Source organism: Aestuariimicrobium kwangyangense DSM 21549 (assembly GCF_000421525.1).
In the GTDB taxonomy this organism is placed as follows: domain Bacteria; phylum Actinomycetota; class Actinomycetes; order Propionibacteriales; family Propionibacteriaceae; genus Aestuariimicrobium; species Aestuariimicrobium kwangyangense.
In genome coordinates, this window is the sequence record NZ_ATXE01000002.1 from 122,837 (window position 1) to 139,430 (window position 16,594).

Annotated in this window: 14 protein-coding genes; 8 read left to right on the forward strand and 6 right to left on the reverse strand. The window is 66.9% G+C overall.

Annotated features, from left to right (window positions below; genetic code table 11):
* Window positions 1–117: 117 nt before the first annotated feature.
* The 6 genes from H507_RS0107100 to H507_RS0107125 are packed head-to-tail and all read left to right on the forward strand — an operon-like array spanning window position 118 to window position 6,323.
* Entirely contained in the window at window positions 118–1,212 is a 1,095-nt protein-coding gene (locus tag H507_RS0107100) for an ABC transporter permease (protein ID WP_022910032.1), read from the forward strand.
* A 1-nt stretch (window position 1,213) separates the two neighbouring features.
* Complete coding sequence (locus tag H507_RS0107105; RefSeq protein ID WP_022910033.1) at window positions 1,214–2,146, forward strand: ABC transporter permease; 933 nt, start codon at window positions 1,214–1,216, stop codon at window positions 2,144–2,146.
* On the forward strand, window positions 2,143–3,240 hold the full coding sequence (locus H507_RS0107110) for an ABC transporter ATP-binding protein (RefSeq protein ID WP_026377912.1): 1,098 nt from the start codon (window positions 2,143–2,145) through the stop codon (window positions 3,238–3,240). Before H507_RS0107105 ends, H507_RS0107110 begins: the two co-directional genes overlap by 4 nt.
* Entirely contained in the window at window positions 3,233–4,267 is a 1,035-nt protein-coding gene (locus H507_RS15355; RefSeq protein WP_245558871.1) for an ABC transporter ATP-binding protein, read from the forward strand. The genes H507_RS0107110 and H507_RS15355 overlap by 8 nt, the downstream gene beginning before the upstream one ends.
* Window positions 4,264–4,470 (forward strand): hypothetical protein, encoded by a 207-nt coding sequence (locus tag H507_RS0107120; protein ID WP_157438916.1) that lies wholly within the window; start codon window positions 4,264–4,266, stop codon window positions 4,468–4,470. The genes H507_RS15355 and H507_RS0107120 overlap by 4 nt, the downstream gene beginning before the upstream one ends.
* The gene (locus H507_RS0107125) at window positions 4,467–6,323 is read left to right on the forward strand and encodes an ABC transporter substrate-binding protein (protein ID WP_022910037.1); all 1,857 of its coding nucleotides are present in this window, start codon (window positions 4,467–4,469) and stop codon (window positions 6,321–6,323) included. Before H507_RS0107120 ends, H507_RS0107125 begins: the two co-directional genes overlap by 4 nt.
* A gap of 81 nt (window positions 6,324–6,404) precedes the next feature.
* Here H507_RS0107125 and H507_RS0107130 read toward each other — a convergent pair whose 3' ends face one another.
* Window positions 6,405–6,764 carry an L-rhamnose mutarotase gene (locus H507_RS0107130; protein ID WP_022910038.1) on the reverse strand — a complete coding sequence of 120 codons (360 nt, stop codon included), beginning with the start codon at window positions 6,762–6,764 and terminating at the stop codon, window positions 6,405–6,407.
* 88 nt (window positions 6,765–6,852) lie between these two features.
* Window positions 6,853–7,065: a DUF7455 domain-containing protein gene (locus H507_RS0107135; protein WP_022910039.1), complete on the reverse strand. Its 213-nt coding sequence runs from the start codon at window positions 7,063–7,065 to the stop codon at window positions 6,853–6,855.
* A gap of 230 nt (window positions 7,066–7,295) precedes the next feature.
* Here H507_RS0107135 and H507_RS0107140 point away from each other — a divergent pair, with 230 nt between their 5' ends.
* Complete coding sequence (locus tag H507_RS0107140) at window positions 7,296–9,395, forward strand: DNA gyrase/topoisomerase IV subunit B (RefSeq protein WP_051139743.1); 2,100 nt, start codon at window positions 7,296–7,298, stop codon at window positions 9,393–9,395.
* Between the two features lie 100 nt (window positions 9,396–9,495).
* Window positions 9,496–10,767: an MFS transporter gene (locus tag H507_RS0107145; protein ID WP_026377914.1), complete on the forward strand. Its 1,272-nt coding sequence runs from the start codon at window positions 9,496–9,498 to the stop codon at window positions 10,765–10,767.
* Between the two features lie 53 nt (window positions 10,768–10,820).
* Here the strand turns inward: H507_RS0107145 and H507_RS0107150 are convergent, their stop codons facing one another.
* From H507_RS0107150 to H507_RS0107165, 4 genes are all read right to left on the reverse strand, one after another.
* Window positions 10,821–11,315, reverse strand: a complete 495-nt coding sequence (locus H507_RS0107150) for a beta-class carbonic anhydrase (protein WP_022910042.1) — start codon at window positions 11,313–11,315, stop codon at window positions 10,821–10,823.
* Window positions 11,316–11,523: 208 nt separating this feature from the next.
* The gene (locus tag H507_RS15360) at window positions 11,524–12,744 is read right to left on the reverse strand and encodes a Gfo/Idh/MocA family protein (RefSeq protein ID WP_022910043.1); all 1,221 of its coding nucleotides are present in this window, start codon (window positions 12,742–12,744) and stop codon (window positions 11,524–11,526) included.
* 114 nt (window positions 12,745–12,858) lie between these two features.
* Window positions 12,859–15,399, reverse strand: coding sequence for a DNA gyrase/topoisomerase IV subunit A (locus H507_RS0107160; RefSeq protein ID WP_022910044.1), 2,541 nt, complete (start codon window positions 15,397–15,399; stop codon window positions 12,859–12,861).
* A 103-nt stretch (window positions 15,400–15,502) separates the two neighbouring features.
* Window positions 15,503–16,546, reverse strand: coding sequence for an App1 family protein phosphatidate phosphatase (locus H507_RS0107165; RefSeq protein ID WP_026377915.1), 1,044 nt, complete (start codon window positions 16,544–16,546; stop codon window positions 15,503–15,505).
* Window positions 16,547–16,594 lie beyond the last annotated feature (48 nt).

The window sequence follows — 16,594 nt, forward strand, 5'->3', positions numbered from 1 at the left end:
ACCGAATCGTTGCACAAGTGGCGGCGCTGCAATTGCGCGCGATTGGTCACCCCGGCCCTAGGTTGGGTCCACCAAGCGGGACGCAGTGTCCCGGTGTGACACCGGCAGGAGGTGGCGATGACGGCAGTGGCAGTGAAATCCGTGCCCGTCGCGAACCCGGACCGCCCACGGACGCCCTCGATCTGGTTGCGCATCTGGCGCAACTACTTCCTGCGGCGGGTCGTGCGCGCACTGATCATGATCTGGGTCGTGACCTCGGCGATCTTCTTCCTGGTGCGACTGATGCCCGGAAACCCCGTCGACACCTACACCAACAAGCTGATCGCCGAACAGGGCCTCTCGTACGAGCAGGCCAGGGCCCAGGCCGCCACGCTGTTCCAGTTCGACTCGAGCAAGCCGCTCATCCTGCAGTACGTCGACTACCTGAACAACCTGCTCCACGGCGACATGGGCAGCTCCATCGTCTCGTCGGGCACGACCGTCGCCTCGAAGGTCGCGGCACACCTGCCGTGGACGATGTTCTCGGTGGGCATCTCGATGGTGATCGCCATCGGCCTCGGGCTGGTGCTCGGCATGCTGATGGCCTACCGCCGCGGCGGCATCGTCGACCACGCGGTCTCGGTGATCGGCTCGCTGCTGCACGCCATCCCCAACTACCTCTTGGCCATGTTGATCGTCGTGGTCGGGGGTGTGAAGCTGAAGTGGTTCGACTTCGCGCAGATGCGCGGGAGCGTCACTCCGGGGGTGCAGCCGGGGTTCAACATCAACTTCATCCAGGACATCTTCTACCACGCGGCCCTGCCGATCCTGACCTACGTGCTGACCACGGCCGGCACCTGGGCACTGGTGATGAAGTCGTCCACCACGCAGGTGCTCGGTGAGGACTACGTCACCGTCGCGCGTGCCCGAGGGCTCTCGGGTGGACGCATCGCCGGCACCTATGTCGGACGCAACGCGGTGCTCCCGCTGGTGGCCCAGATCGCCACCCAGGCCGGGTTCGTGGTCGGCGGTGCCATCTTCGTGGAGCAGACCTTCGCCTACGACGGCATCGGCATCCAGCTCTACAAGTCGATCAACTTCCGCGACTACCCGATCATCCAGGGAATCCTGCTGATGATCACGATCGTGGTCATCTTCGCCAACCTGTTGGCCGACTTCATCTACAGCTTCCTGGATCCCCGCATCCGGACCGACGAGCGAACGGAGGACTGAGATGGGGATCAACGTCGCGGACGCCACTCTCGAACCCGCCAAGGGCGAGGAGCCGCACGTCTCCGAGGAGGTCGTGAAGGCCAAAGGGGTCGGGCCCATCCGTGGGTTCTTCCGGGAACTGGCTCGATCAACCTCGGGGCTGATCGGTTTCATCATCGTCGTGCTGTTGGTCGCCATGACCATCTTCGCGCCGCTGTTGCGGGGCAACCTCAAGCCGACCACCGACTACTGGGCGCCCTTCTCGGCCGCCCACCCGCTGGGGACCAGCGGGCAGGGGATCGACACCCTGGCGATGGTCGTCAACGGTGGCAAGACCGTGCTGCTGGTCGGTTTCGGAGCTGCCGCGCTGACGGTGCTGATCGCTGTCGTGATCGGCTCCCTGGCCGCCTACTTCCGTGGCTGGTTCGACGCCCTGATGCTGCAGGTGGCCGACCTGTTCATGACCATCCCGCAGATCGTGCTGCTGGCCGTGATGGGCTCCCTGTTCCGGTTCGACTCGCCGTTCTGGTTGGCGGTGATCGTCGGTGCGCTCTCGTGGCCGGTGTTGATGCGTTCGATCCGTGCACAGGTGCTCACCCTCAAGGAGCGCGAGTTCGTCGAGGCAGCCCGCCTGCTCGACCTGGGCACCCTGCGGATCGTGTTCGTCGAGATCGTGCCGAACATGGCCAGCTTCATCCTGATCAACTTCATCATCGCCGTCACCAACGCCATCTACGCGATGGTCGGCCTCTACCTGCTGGGTCTGGCCCCGCTGGCCGGCGTCAACTGGGGAATCATGGTGCAGGACGGCTGGACCAACGGCGCCATGTTCAACCCCGACGCCCTGCCCTACATCCTGGCCCCGGTCGCGATGATCGTGCTGCTGCAGTTGGGCCTGATCCTGCTCACCCGATCTCTCGAAGAGATCCTCAACCCGAGGTTGCGTGACCGATGAGCGACACAAGCGTGGCATCCCCTTCGTCCACCAGGACGGCCAAGCGAACCGACGAGCCCGTGCTCTCCGTGCGCGACCTCGTGGTGCAGTACCGCACCGGCTCGGGCACGACCGTCGACGCGGTGAACAGCGTCAGCTTCGACCTCTACCCGAACCAGGCGCTCGCCCTGGTGGGGGAGTCGGGTTGTGGCAAGACCACCCTCGGTCTGGGGCTGCTGCGGCTGCTCCCGCGACTGGGGCACATCCCGTCCGGCTCCATCACCTACCGGCGGCAGCCCGGCGCCACCCCGATCGACGTGCTCAAGCTGAACTCGCGCCAGTTGCGCCGGTGGCGCTGGGCCGAGGCAGCCATGGTCTTCCAGGGTGCCCAGAGCGCCTTCAACCCGGTGATCACCATCGGCGACCAGATGGCCGACACCCTCAAGGCCCACGTGCGCGAGGGGGAGCGGTACAACAAGAAGGAAGGCATCCAGCGCGCCGGTGACATGCTCAAGCGGGTGCGGCTCGACCCGTCCCGGGTGCTGGGGTCCTACCCCCACGAGCTGTCGGGCGGCATGCGGCAGCGCACGTTGATCGCCATGAGCCTGCTGCTCGACCCTCGCTTCCTCGTGCTGGACGAGCCGACCACCGCCCTCGACATCCTCACCCAGCGCGGCATCGTCGACCTGCTCGCCGAACTGCGCGAGGAGCGCGGCTTCGCGATGATCTTCATCAGCCACGACCTCGCGCTGGCCGCCGAACTGGCCGACCGGGTGGCGACCATGTATGCGGGGCAGATCATCGAGCGCGGGTCACTCCACGACATCTTCTACGAGCCTCGCCACCCCTACACCTCAGGTCTGATCAACGCGGTGCCCCCAGTGGTGGGTGACCTTCCCGAACTGGCGTCCATCCCGGGTTCGCCCCCGTCACTGGCAAACCTGCCGGTCGGGTGCTCGTTCGCACCGCGGTGTTCGTACGCGACCCCGGAGTGCCGGGCCGCCGAGCCCCCCGAGGAGACCATCGAGGCCCGGGACCAAGGTCAGTCCCACGAAGTCCGCTGCATTCACTGGCGTGAGGTGCACCATGAGCGAAAGGTGATTGCACGTGCTTGAGTCCGGAGACACCCCGCTGTTGCGGATGACCCACGTCGACCAGACCTTCAAGACCAAGAAGGGTGACGTCCCGGCGGTCCAGGACGTCAATTTCGAGGTCGGGCCCGGTCAGGTGTTGTGCCTGGTGGGGGAGTCGGGTTGTGGCAAGACCACCAGCGCTCGGATGGCGGGCGGCCTGTTGAAGCCGACCGGCGGAGAGGTGGCCTACCTCGGCAAGAACATCTGGGACATGGACTCCAAGGAGTTCATCGACTACCGGCGCTCGGTGCAGTACGTGCACCAGGATCCGTACGCCTCGCTGAACCCGATTCGTTCGGTGGCGGCGACGCTGACGGCCCCCCTGCTCAAGCACGGCCTGGCCAAGAACCGCCACGAAGCCTGGGAGCAGGCCGCCGAACTGTGCCGTCGGGTCGACCTGACGCCCCCCGAGGCGTACCTGTCGAAGTTCCCCCACCAGCTCTCGGGTGGCCAGCGTCAGCGTGTGGCGGTGGCTCGTGCGCTGACCCTCAACCCGAAGCTGATCATCGCCGACGAGTCGACCTCGATGCTCGACGTCTCGATCCGAGTGGGCATGCTCAAGATGCTCGGCAAGCTCCGTGACGAGCTCAACGTCGGGTTCCTGTTCATCACCCACGACCTGGCCATCGCGAAGTACTTCGGCTGGTCGGGCAAGACCGCTGTGATGTACCTGGGCAAGGTGGTCGAGATCGGCCCGACGCCCGAGGTGATCAACAATCCGCAGCATCCCTACACCCGTGCTCTGCTGAACGCGGTCCCGGAGCCGGACCCGGACCTCACCCGCACCAAGCTGCCCAACGGTGGGTTGCGCTCCTCGGAGATCCCGAACCTGCGCGAACTGCCGACCGGCTGCACCTTCCACCCGCGCTGCCCGCTGTTCGAGGCGGGCTGCGACAAGGTGGTCCCAATCTTGGCTGAGATCGGTCCGAACCGTGAGGTGGCCTGCCACGTCACGGGGCGCGACACCCGAAGCCAAACGGACTCTCCCACCCGGGAGCTGGCCGGATGAACGCTGTCGCCCGCGGAATGCTGGCGGTCAGCTGCTTCGTCTTGGTCGGTTCGATCATGTTGATGTTCATGGTCGAACCCGGCACGGCGGAGTTCGTTGTCACCGTCCTCAGCCTGGGGGTCTCCCTGGTCGCTGTGGTCGGTGCAACCCTGGTGGCGCGTTGGACCATCCAACGGCCCAACTTCAAGGAGGAAGAACGATGAGCGATCCCATCTCGGTCTCGCGGCGCAGAATGCTGCAGATCATGGGCATCACTTCAGTCGGCGTGGTGGGCGCCGGGGCTTTGGCCGCGTGCTCACCGGGTACCGCAGACAACGGCAACACCAGCTCGACCAAGCCCAGCGGCTCGGGGAGCACCGGCGGAGGAACCAAGAGTGGCGGTGAGATCCACGTCGGTTACCCGTTCACCGCTCCTCCCGAGGGCACGTTCAACATGTTCGCGCCGGCCAACACGATCATCGACGCGGTCGGTGTTCCCTATGGCGACATGCTGCACATGCCGTCCGCCTACTACCTGTGGGCCGACAAGTCGTGGATCAAGTTCCTGATCGACGACTACAAGCTGGACGAGGCGTCCAACACCTACACCGTCACGGTCAAGGACGGCCTCACCTGGTCGGACGGCAAGCCGCTGACGGCCAAGGACTACGTGACCTCCTTCTACTGCGCCTGGCTCACCAGCCAGCCGGTGTGGAAGTACGTCAAGGACGTCGAGGCGAAGGACGACAAGACCTTCGTCCTGACCCTGAAGAACCCCTCGACGGTGCTCGAGCGTTACATCCTGAAGCTCAAGATCTCCGACACCCAGACCTACGGCGCGATCGCCGACAAGGTCGGGCCGCTGATCAAGGCCGGCAAGACCGCCTCGGATCCCGAGCCCTCGGCGCTGCTGGCCGAGCTGCAGAAGCTCAAGCCTGCCGATCCGATCACCTCGGGCCCCTTCAAGTTCGACACCGGGTCGATCACCAACACCCAGCTGACCCTGGTGAAGAACGACAAGGGCGTCAACGCCGACAAGATCAAGTTCGACAAGGTCGTCATCTACAACGGCGAGACCCCGGACGTGACCCCGCTCGTGCAGTCGAAGACCGTCGACTACGCGACCCACGGCTTCCCGCCCAGCACCGAGAAGTCGTTCATCGCTGCCGGTATCCGCATCCTGCGCCCGCCGAACCTGTCGGGCCCGGCACTGTTCATGAACTTCGCCAAGCAGCCCGAGCTGAAGGACAAGCGCGTCCGTCAGGCCTTCGCCACGTTGATCGACCGCGCCGTGGTCGGCAAGGTGTCGCTGGCTGAGTCGGGTGTGGGTGTGAAGTACATGGCCGGTTTCACCGACAACTCGGTGGACGAGTGGCTGCCCGCCGGTGTCAAGGACAAGCTGAAGACCTACGACAAGGACGACGCCAAGGCCGAGTCCCTGTTGAAGGAAGCCGGCTGGACCAAGTCGGGCAACACCTGGAAGACCCCCGCCGGAAAGGACGCTGCCTACGAGCTCGAGTTCCCGGCGGAGTTCGCTGACTGGTCGGCCGCCGGCAAGAACGTTGCCGAGCAGATGACCACCTTCGGCATCAAGGTGACCCCTCGTGGTGTCAACTTCGCCCAGGTGCCGGTGGACGCCGACAAGGGCAACTTCCAGCTGATCATCCAGGCGTGGGGTGCCAACTCGCACCCGCACCCGTACTTCGCGTACCAGGCTGACTACCTGACGCACAACTACCCGATCGCCAAGAACAACGGAGGCCGTGGCATCGACTACGACCTGTCCGCGGTTCCCGGCCCGGATGGCAAGAAGTACAACATCGAGGAGCAGATCACCGCGTGCGGTGAGGGCCTCGACCTGGACAAGCAGAAGGTGCAGATCGGCATCCTGGCGCAGCTGTTCAACGAGGAGCTGCCGATCATCCCGCTGTTCGAGCGCTACGGCAACAACGCCGCGGTCGAGGGCGTGCGGGTCAAGAAGTTCCCGGCGGACGACAACCCGGTTCTGAAGAACCCGGCCTACTCCGACAACTTCGTCGTGATCGGCATCATGGACGGAACCATCGAACCGGTCTGATCCGGGACGACTCCACTCCACGGCACGCCCCCGGGACCTCGGTCCCGGGGGCGTTCCCCTGTGTGCGGGGGATGGCCCGGTTCAGGCGAGGTGGAAGTACTGCGGCAGCAACCGCGGTGTGCCACCGTTCGGCTGGACGAAGTACTGGGCCATCTCTGCCTGCCAGCGCTCGTCGACGGGCTCCTCACCCATGGCCTGGATGGCAGCGGCCGTGTCGTCCGCCTCGAAGTATCCGACCACCAGCCCGCTGTCGGGGTCCAGGAACAACGAGTAGCGGCGCCAACCGCAGCGGCTGAGTGCCTCGCGCATCTCGGGCCACACCCGCTGGTGCTCGTCCACGTAGTCGGCCAGCCGTTCCGGTCGGACCTGCAACAGGAAGCAGCAGCGCGTGGGGTCGGACTGGTCGGTGGTGGCCAGCAGGTGGGTGAGGGAATCGTCCATGGCTGACATTCTGCCGCCGACAGCTCCCCTTGAACGGACGAGGGCCCGAGCCGGATCGGCTCGGGCCCTCGTCGGGTCGGTCGGCACCTCAGGTGGGGTTCTTCTCCGAGAGGGCCGAGGTCTCGTCCTGGATCTTGAGGGCAACCTGCTGCAGCTTGTCCTGGTGGGCGCGCCCATGGTGCGCACAGAACAACAGGGTGCCCCCCGAGGGGAGGGTGACGCGCAGGTAGGCCTGGGCGCCGCAGCGGTCACAACGGTCGGCAGCAGTCAGGCTGCGGTCCTCGGTGACGGTGGTGCTCATGGCTACTCCTTCTGTCGTGATGTCACATGAATGAGGGTTCCGCGCCCATCCGGGCGTGCCCACGAGCTGGCGCGTACTGATCACTCTCGCCTCATGGAACGCCCGAGGGGGCCCGGACATTCCGGTTGGCCTGACCCCCACCGTACCGACTCAGCGCAACCCAGGTGCGGGCGGAGAGCCTGCGTGAGCGTGTCGTGCCCAGACTGTAACCTCGTTCGGTGACCGAAGCACTGTTGACGACCCCCAAGACGGCAGCCGCGAAGAAGGCCGTCCCGGCGCAGGGCCGCGACTACGAGGCCAAGCACCTGCTCGTGCTGGAGGGCCTCGAAGCCGTCCGCAAACGCCCCGCCATGTACATCGGATCGACCGACACCAAGGGTCTGATGCACTGCCTGTGGGAGATCATCGACAACTCGGTCGACGAGGCACTGGCGGGTTCGGGTGACCGCATCGACATCGACCTGCTCGGCGACGGTTCGGTGCGGGTGTCGGACCAAGGGGCTGGTATCCCCGTCGACACCGAGCCCCGAACCGGCTTGTCTGGTGTCGAGGTGGTGTTCACCAAGCTGCATGCCGGGGGCAAGTTCGGCGGCGGTTCGTACAACGCCACCGGCGGCCTGCACGGGGTCGGGGCCTCGGTCGTGAACGCACTCTCGAGCAGGCTCGACGTCGAGGTGACCCGCAACTCGGCCGTCTGGGCGATGAGCTTCCGGCGCGGGGTGCCTGGGGTCTTCGACGGTGACGGACCGGACGCCCCGTTCACCCCCGATCACGAACTGCGCAAGATCGGGCGCGCCAAGCGAGGCACCAGCGGCACCACCATCACCTACTGGCCCGACCGCCAGATCTTCCTCAAGGACGCCCAACTCTCGCTGGAGAACCTGCTCAACCGGGCCCGCCAGACGTCCTTCCTGGTGCCCGGCCTCGAGCTGGTGGTCAACGACTCCCGCACCGCCGAGAAGGTGAGCGAGACGTTCAAGCATGACGGCGGCATCGCCGAGTTCGCCGACTTCCTGGCCACCGGTGAACGGGTCTCCGACATCCTGCGCCTGCAGGGCAGCGGCGAGTTCACCGAGACAGTGCCAATGCTCGATGACAACGGTGCCATGACCCCCACCGACGTCGAACGCCGCCTCGACGTCGACATCGCGTTGTGCTGGACCAACGCCTACGAGACGGTCGCCCGCTCGTTCGTCAACGTGGTCGCCACCCCCAAGGGCGGCACCCATGTGGCCGGGTTCGAGCAGGGCATCACGAAGGCCTTCGTCAACTCGATGCAGGGCACCCGCATCCTCAAGGCCGGTGAGGAGGTCATCAAGGACGACATCCTCGAGGGGATGACGGCGGTGGTGACCGTCCGACTGCCCGAACCACAGTTCGAGGGACAGACCAAGGAAGTGCTCGGCACCCCGCCCGTGCGTCGTCTCGTGGCCAAGGTGGTTGAGACCGAACTGGGTGACTGGCTCACCAGCAACAAGGCCGCCACCAAGGCGCAGGCGCGTCTGGTCATGGAGAAGGTGGCGAACGCCGGGCGGGCGCGGATCCAGGCGCGGATGCACCGCGACAACCAGCGCCGCAAGAACGCACTGGAGTCGTCCTCGCTGCCGCCGAAGCTGAAGGACTGCCGCTCGTCCGACGTCGATCGCACCGAACTGTTCATCGTCGAGGGTGACTCGGCGCTGGGAACGGCCAATGTGGCCCGCAACTCCGAGTTCCAGGCGCTGCTGCCGATCCGGGGCAAGATCCTGAACGTGCAGAAGGCCTCGGTCGGCGACATGCTCAAGAACGCGGAGTGCGCCTCCATCATCCAGGTGGTCGGAGCCGGGTCGGGCCGCTCCTTCGACCTGGACGCTGCCCGTTACGGCAAGGTCATCTTCATGGCGGACGCCGATTCCGACGGTGCGCACATCCGCTGTCTGTTGGCGACCCTGTTCTTCACCTACATGCGGCCGCTGGTCGAGGCCGGCCGGGTGTACTCGGCCGTCCCTCCCCTTCACCGTTTCGAGTTGGTCAACCCGAAGCGTGGCTACGAGAAGTTCATCTACACCTATTCCGATGCGGAATACCAGCGCAAGGCGGCCGAACTGACCAAGAAGGGCCAGAACTTCAAGGAGCCCCAGCGGTACAAGGGGCTGGGTGAGATGGACGCGGGCCAGTTGAACGAGACGACCATGAACCCGTTGCACCGCACCCTCCGCCGGATCACGGTGGACGAGGCGGCGGCCGCGGAACGCACCTTCGAGATGCTGATGGGGAATGACGTGGCCCCGCGCAAGGAGTTCATCATTGACGGCGCGTACACCATTGATGCCGAGGCAATCGACGCCTGACCACTAGAGTGCGGTCGTGACCACCGCAGCCACCACGGGCCATTCGGCCCCGCCGCCCCCCACGGCACTCGAGCAGGCGCCCCCGTCGTCCGGCAGGAAGATCGCGGCCTGGGCGAGTTGGGACTGGGGGACCCAGCCGTTCAACACGGTCATCACCACGTTCGTGTTCGCGGTCTACCTGACCTCGAAACCGTTCGGTGACACCAATCACACCTCGCAGGCGCTGTCGGTCTCGACGACCCTCGCGGGGCTGCTGATCGCGTTGCTGGCTCCCGTGTTGGGGCAGATGTCGGACCGTTCCGGGCGGTTGGTGACGGTGCTCAAATACCTGACCTGGGCGTTGGCGCTCATCTCTGGTTCATTGTTCTTCGTGGAGCCGCGCCCCTCGCACCTGTGGGTGGGCTTGTCGTTGTTGGCGGTCGGTTCCATCGTCGCCGAGATCGCGGGGGTCAACTACAACGCCACCATCGAGCAGGTCGCCACCCCCTCCAATGTGGGACGGGTCTCGGGCTTCGGATGGGGCGCGGGTTACCTCGGCGGCATCCTGGTGCTGCTGCTGATCTACTTCGCCTTCATCGGCCCGGAGGTCGGCCTGTTCGGTGTGACCGGCGCCAACGGTCTCGACATCAGGGTCTCGATGCTCGTGTGCATGGTCTGGACCCTGGTGTTCACCATCCCGGCGTTCGTGGTGCTGAAGGACCAGCCGGCGCAGCCGGGTGGGCGAGAGTCGCTGGTGCGCTCCTACGTGTTGCTCTGGCGCACCGTGAGGAGACTGTGGCGCACCTCCCCGCACACCGTCTACTTCCTGCTGGCCTCGGCCCTGTTCCGGGACGGGCTCGCCGGCGTGTTCGCGTTCGGCGCGGTCATCGCGACCGGCACCTTCGGATTCAGCGCCGGCTCGGTGATCATCTTCGGTGCAGCCGCCTCGGTCGTCGCCGGCCTGTCGGCCATGCTGGCCGGTCTGCTGGATGACCGGCTCGGCCCCAAGGTGGTGATCATGACCTCGCTGGTGGGGCTCGTGATCACCGGCCTGGTCGTCTTCCTCTTCCACGACCGGGGGGCAGGCGTCTTCTGGGCCGCCGGTCTGGTGATGTGCATGTTCGTGGGGCCGGCGCAGTCGTCCTCCCGCAGTTTCCTGGCGAGGCTCATCCCGGAGGGGAAGTCCGGTGAGATCTTCGGTCTCTACGCGACCACCGGACGCGTCGTCAGCTTCCTGTCACCGGCCATGTTCGGACTGGCGATCACGCTGGGGGCGGCCCTGACCAAGGCGGAGAACACGCAGTACTGGGGCATCCTGGGCATCGTGGTCGTGCTGGCGGCCGGGCTGGCCGTGATGGCGCCCGTCAAGGAGCACACCCACCACACGCTGTGACGCCATCGGTGGGCCCACGGCATCCGTGGGCCCTCCGGGCGGGGTCGTCCAGGTCAGTGCAGCTGGGTCAGTAAACCGGAGTCGACGTCGTAGAGGAAGCCACCCACTTGGGCGCGTCCATCGATCAGCGGGTGCGAGGTCAGCAGGCGCACGTCGAAGTCGAGCGTGCGCTCCTGGTCGGGGTTGGCACCCAAGGTCATACCGCGGATGTCGACCCTGTTCTGGGCGAGGATCCGCTCGGCGATGTCGGCATCGGTGCCCGAGGCCATCGCGCAGCGAGTGTGCGGCACCACCATGATGCGGTCGACGTTCAGCACGTGCACGCCGAGGATGCAGCCGATCAGGGCGTCGGGGGTGATGCGTCCGCCGGGGGTGCGCAGGATCTTGGCGTCACCGAGCTTCAGGCCGAGCATCGCCAGCGGTTCGATGCGGGAGTCCATGCAGGTGACGACGGCGACACCGGCGCGGGCGATGCCGTCGAACCCGCCGTCGCTGAAGCCCTGGGCGTAGGACTGGTTGGCTGCGAGCAGATCATCGAAGTCAGACATGCCTGCCACTGTAGGGCCGTCGGGGCGCCTCGGTCGGGCGGTCCGCGGAGCGTTCTGCGGATCCGAGACCACCGCTCGGGGTGCCGGTGGACCCGGAAAGTCGTCACCAGTCCGCCGCAACCAGCCCATCAGGGGCGGAGCAGGGGATCTGGTGACGAGTTTCCGGGTCCTGGCCACGAGTGCACCCGGCCACAGGCCAGTTCGCGGGTCAGCGTGCCGGTGTGGTGACGTCCACGATCGGCAGCGGGCAGGCACCGAACTGCGGCACGGGCAGGCGGGCGCCAGCCTGGCGCACGGAGTCCCAGGCGACGATGCCGCCGAGGTTGATCCGAGCGGCATTCCAGGCGTTCAGCGGCGGCTGCAGCCCCGACTTCACGGCGCGGACGAAGTCGTCGGCCAGGTAGTGGTGTGCACCGTTGTGGCCGTTGTGCGCGCCGTCGTACTCCACCGGGAGGCGGTTGCGGTCATGCACGCGTGCCACACCCGAGGCGAACGACTCCACCAGCGCGGGGTCGATGCCCTGCAGTTCCTCGGCGGACAGGTCGGCCCTGCCGATGCGCAGGTCTTCGGTGAGGTCGATGGTCTCGTCCCGGGAGTAGAACTTGTTCACCCGCGCCCCCTGGTCGAACATGCCGTCGGTGCCGTACCAGCGGTGGGTCGACTCGTCGATCTGCCCGGCCATGCCGACACGTCGGAACTCGTTGATGCGCACCATGCCACCGTCGGAGAGTTCGATCAGCGCTGACATGTTCGACATGTCGTTGCCGAACATCGACACGTCCTTGTCGAAGACACCGTCGCCGCGGTTGTCGACCACGCCGAGGGCGCTCACACTCACCGGCACCGCGTCGGGCCACGCACCGAGCACGCCGCCCGTGGAGTGGGTCGGGTAGAGCATGGGCGGGTAGGAGGCCGTCGACTTCCACTGGTCGCCGCCGGAGTACTGGTAGGCGGCGTAGAAGCCGTGGTCCATGTCGTGGACGTAGTCGCCCTCGCCGTAGAACAGGCGGCCGAACTTGCCCTCTGCCTGCGCCTGACGGGCCCAGATGACCTGGGGGTAGTACCAGTGGGTCTCACCGAGCATGTAGACCTTGCCCGTGTCGAGCACCGCCTGGATGATGTCGGCGATCTCGTCGGTACGCGTGGCCATGGGGACGGCGGAGTAGACGTGCTTGCCCGCCCGCAGGGCCTGGATGGCTTGCGGGGCGTGGGTCCACCGCTGGGTCAGCAGGGCGACCGCGTCGAGGTCCGACTCGAGCATCGCCTCGAAACTGGGGTAGGTACCGGCCAGACCGTACTTCTTCGCCAGGTTCTCGGCCCGCTCGGGGACAACGTCGGTGATCCAGACCTCGTCCACGTCGGGGTGCAACTGCCACAGACCCGTGAAGCTGGGGGAGAACTGGCCGGCGCCGACCATGCCGATCTTCATCGATCGTTCCTTTCAGGGAGACTGACTCCGCTGGGGGATGGGGATGTGACACCAGTCAATCGGGCGCGGCCGCCCTCCATCAACTGCGTTGCACCTCCGCCGACCGATCGAGGCTCAGAACAGCGTTTCGTCCTCGTCGACAACCCCTTCGTCCATCGGCTCGGGTTCGTCCGCCGACGAGGGGGCCGTCGACACGCTGCCGGCGTCGGCCGGGGGAGTCACGAAGTGGCGCGACCCGACACCGGCGACGGGCTGACTGAGCGGGACTCCCGACCCGTCCCGCTTGCCGGTGGCCGGGGGCAGGTCGACGGGGGATCCCGAACTGGCTGACGCCACCACCGGCGAAGCGCCGACCCAGGCGAGCAGCAGGGTGTCCTCGCCCTTCAGGAACCGGTGGGCGCGGACGCCACCGGTGCCCCTTCCCTTGGCGGGGTACTCCTCGAAGGCAGTGATCTTCGCCGAGCCGCTCTGCGTGCCCGCCGGTGACGCGGAGGTGCCGGAGACGGTGACCACCTGCGCTCCCTGCGCCGGGGCGATCCCGAACCACAGGGCGCTGTCGCCGGCCCCGAGCTTGATCCCGGCGACCCCACCGCCTGCTCGTCCCTGCGGACGGACGGCGCTGGCGGGGAAATGGAGCAGCTGCCCCTGGGCGGTGACGAAGACCAACTCGACATCGTCGGCGGGCAGTTCCGCCGCCCCGACCAGGCGGTCACCCGCGTCGAGACGGATCACCTCCCACGAGTCGCGGGCCAGCACGTCGGCGTTGACGCGCTTGACCACCCCGGCGCTGGTGCCGAGGGCCAACCCCAATGAGTCGGGGGACAGGGTGGTCAGCGCCAACGGACGTTCGTCCTTCTCGAGGGCGACCAGTTCGGTCAGCCGTGACCCACCACGAAGGTGCGGGGCGTTCGCCGTGACGGGGACGGTGGGCAGTTCGATGGCGCGCGCCTTGACCAGTCGGCCCGCGGAGGTGATCACCCCGAATTCCGCGTGGGCGCTGACGCGGACCGCGGAGATGATCACGTCGTGGCGCCCCCGCGGACCTGTGCTGGCGGGCGCGTCGCGCTGGTCGAGCCGGGCCAGCAGCCCGGTGGACGAGAGCATCACCCAGCAGGGGTCGTCGGCGATCTCGAGGGGGGTGGACGAGGCCTTTGCCACGGCTCCGGACCCCTCGAGCAGCACGGTGCGGCGGGGGGTCCCGAACTCGCGGGTGACGGAGTCGAGGTCGTCGGAGACGACACCGCGCAGCACATGGTCGTTGTCGAGGATCTCGGTGAGGCGCGCGATCCGCGCCCGCAGGTCGTCCCGCTCGGACTCGAGCCTGATCGACGACAGTCTGGTCAACTGTCGCAACTGCATGTCGAGGATGTGGTTGGCCTGGATCTCCGAGAGCTCGAAGGCCTCGATCAGCCTGGTTCGTGCCTCGGCCACGTCATCGGAGGAGCGGATGATGGCGATCACGTCGTCGATGTCGACGATCGCCAGCAACAGTCCCTCGACCAGGTGCAACCGGTCCTGGGCCTTGGCCAGCTGGAACTGGGTGCGCCGTCGCGTGACCTCGAGCCGATGGCCGAGGTAGACCTCGAGCAGTTCCCTGAGACCGAGTGTGCGGGGTTGTCCCTCGACGAGGGCGACGGCGTTGATGCCGAAGGAGTCCTCGAGCTTGGTCTGCCGGTACAACTGCTCGAGCAGGGCCTCGGGGTTGATGCCGTTCTTGACCTCGATCACCAGATGCATGCCGCGGGTGAGGTCGGTCAGGTCCTTCACGTCGGCGATGCCCGTCAGCTTCTTCGACTGCACCAGGTTCTTGATCTGTTCGATCACCTTCTCGGGCCCGACCATGTAGGGCAGTTCGGTGATCACGATGCCCTTGCGACGGGGTGTGACCTGCTCGATCCTGGCGGTGGCCCGGATGCGGAAGCTGCCGCGACCGGCGGCGTAGGCGTCCTTGATGCCGTCGAGACCGATGATGGTGCCGCCGGTGGGCATGTCTGGTCCCGGCACGAAACGGATGAGGTCGTCCAGGGTCGCGTCGGGATGGGCCAGCAGGTGCTTGAGCGCCTGCACCACCTCGACCAGGTTGTGCGGGGGGATGTTGGTGGCCATGCCCACCGCGATCCCGGTGGTGCCGTTGACCAGCAGGTTCGGGAAGGCGGCCGGCAACACCGACGGTTCGGTCTCCTTGCCGTCGTAGTTCGGACGGAAGTCCACCGTGTCCTCGTCGAGGCCTGCGGTCATCGCGACCGCCGAGGCGGCCATCCGGCACTCGGTGTAGCGCATGGCGGCGGGGCCGGCGTCGAGCGAGCCGAAGTTCCCGTGGCCGTCGATCAGGGGCAGGCGCATGGCCCAGGGCTGGGCCGTGCGAACCAGCGCGTCGTAGATCGCGGAGTCGCCGTGCGGGTGCAGCTTGCCCATCACCTCGCCGACCACGCGCGCCGACTTCACGTGCGCCCGATCGGGTCGGATGCCCATGTCGTCCATCGAGTAGAGGATGCGCCGCTGCACGGGCTTCAGCCCGTCGCGCGCGTCGGGCAGGGCGCGGGAGTAGATCACGGAGTAGGCGTACTCGAGGAAGCTGGCCTCCATCTCGGCCGAGACGTCGACGTCGATGATCCGTTCGACGACCTCTTCGTCGGGTCCGTCCGACTTCGCCACTCTCACTCCTCACCGGTCACGCCGCGACCTCCGCGGCGCACGACCCCTCATTGTCCCGCGCTGCGGGCACGCTGGGCACCGTACACGCCGCCCACGGTGGGTTTCACCCCTGGGCCAGCACCTCGGTGAGCTTCGGTGAGAGGTCGTCCCCGTCGGCCCCGCGGATCTCGGGCGGCGCGTCGGGCTGCCACTGCAGGTGGTCGTCGTCGTGCAGCACGGTGGCCGTGCCGTGTGCCAGCACCTGCTGGGCCTGGGTGAGCTGACGGATCGCGATGGCGCGGACGTGTTCGGGCTGCAGATTGGCGAACTCGCTGTAGAGGGAGGGGTCGTGCTGCCCGTCATCGCCGAACATGACCCATCTGACCTTGGGCAGGTCGCGGGCCAGTTCACGCAGGGCGATGCGCTTGTGGTCGGGGCCCGAGCGGAACCAACCGGTGTTGGTGGGCCCCCAGTCGGTCAGCAGCAGGGGGCCCAGCGGCAGACCGTGGCGCTTGAAGAACCGCTGCAGGAAGGGATAGGTGTTCCAGGCGCCGGTCGACACGTAGATGATCGGCGCACCGGGATGCTCGGCCAGCAGGCGCTGGTAGAGCCTGGCCATGCCCGGCACCGGTTCGCGTGCCTGTTCGGTGACCACGAGACTGTTCCAGGCGGCGATGAAGGGGCGCGGGAGCCAGGTCGAGATGACCGTGTCGTCGATGTCGGAGATGAGTCCGAAGTCCGTCTCGTCCGAGACCACGTGGACCGGCGCCTGGACCAGGTGCGAGTCGGGCGTGCGCAGGTCGATGTGCTGCAGCCCCGCGGGCAGTCCGGGGTTCTTGATGCGCACGTCGATGTGCCCGGTGCGGTCCGCCTGGATCTCGAGGGTCTGGTCCATGCTGGTGACGCTGACGGTGGCCAACGGGATGGGCACCGCCATGAAGTTGCGCCAACCACGCTGGCTGAGGAACTTGTCGGCCGCGCGGAGCAGGTCGGTGTGGGGGTTGCGGGGGGTCAGCACCACCCGGCCCAGGATGCGCAACTGGTCGGTCGACCCGTACCCCGTGTACGGGGTGATCGTCTCGACCCACCCACGCTTGCGCAGGCGGGCCACGATCCGTCGGATCATGACCTCTTCAGCGCGGGCGCCGATGAAGGGGCGGTTGCTCATGAGCAGCACCCTAGCCAACTCGGTGTCGCGGGCCCGCAAGTGTCAAGA

Coding starts and splice junctions, on each gene's coding strand:
- H507_RS0107100 (WP_022910032.1), top strand. CDS start 118: ATGACGGCAGTGGCAGTGAAATCCGTGCCCGTCGCGAACCCGGACCGC.
- H507_RS0107105 (WP_022910033.1), top strand. CDS start 1,214: ATGGGGATCAACGTCGCGGACGCCACTCTCGAACCCGCCAAGGGCGAG.
- H507_RS0107110 (WP_026377912.1), top strand. CDS start 2,143: ATGAGCGACACAAGCGTGGCATCCCCTTCGTCCACCAGGACGGCCAAG.
- H507_RS0107120 (WP_157438916.1), top strand. CDS start 4,264: ATGAACGCTGTCGCCCGCGGAATGCTGGCGGTCAGCTGCTTCGTCTTG.
- H507_RS0107125 (WP_022910037.1), top strand. CDS start 4,467: ATGAGCGATCCCATCTCGGTCTCGCGGCGCAGAATGCTGCAGATCATG.
- H507_RS0107130 (WP_022910038.1), bottom strand. CDS start 6,764: ATGGACGATTCCCTCACCCACCTGCTGGCCACCACCGACCAGTCCGAC.
- H507_RS0107135 (WP_022910039.1), bottom strand. CDS start 7,065: ATGAGCACCACCGTCACCGAGGACCGCAGCCTGACTGCTGCCGACCGT.
- H507_RS0107150 (WP_022910042.1), bottom strand. CDS start 11,315: ATGTCTGACTTCGATGATCTGCTCGCAGCCAACCAGTCCTACGCCCAG.
- H507_RS15360 (WP_022910043.1), bottom strand. CDS start 12,744: ATGAAGATCGGCATGGTCGGCGCCGGCCAGTTCTCCCCCAGCTTCACG.
- H507_RS0107165 (WP_026377915.1), bottom strand. CDS start 16,546: ATGAGCAACCGCCCCTTCATCGGCGCCCGCGCTGAAGAGGTCATGATC.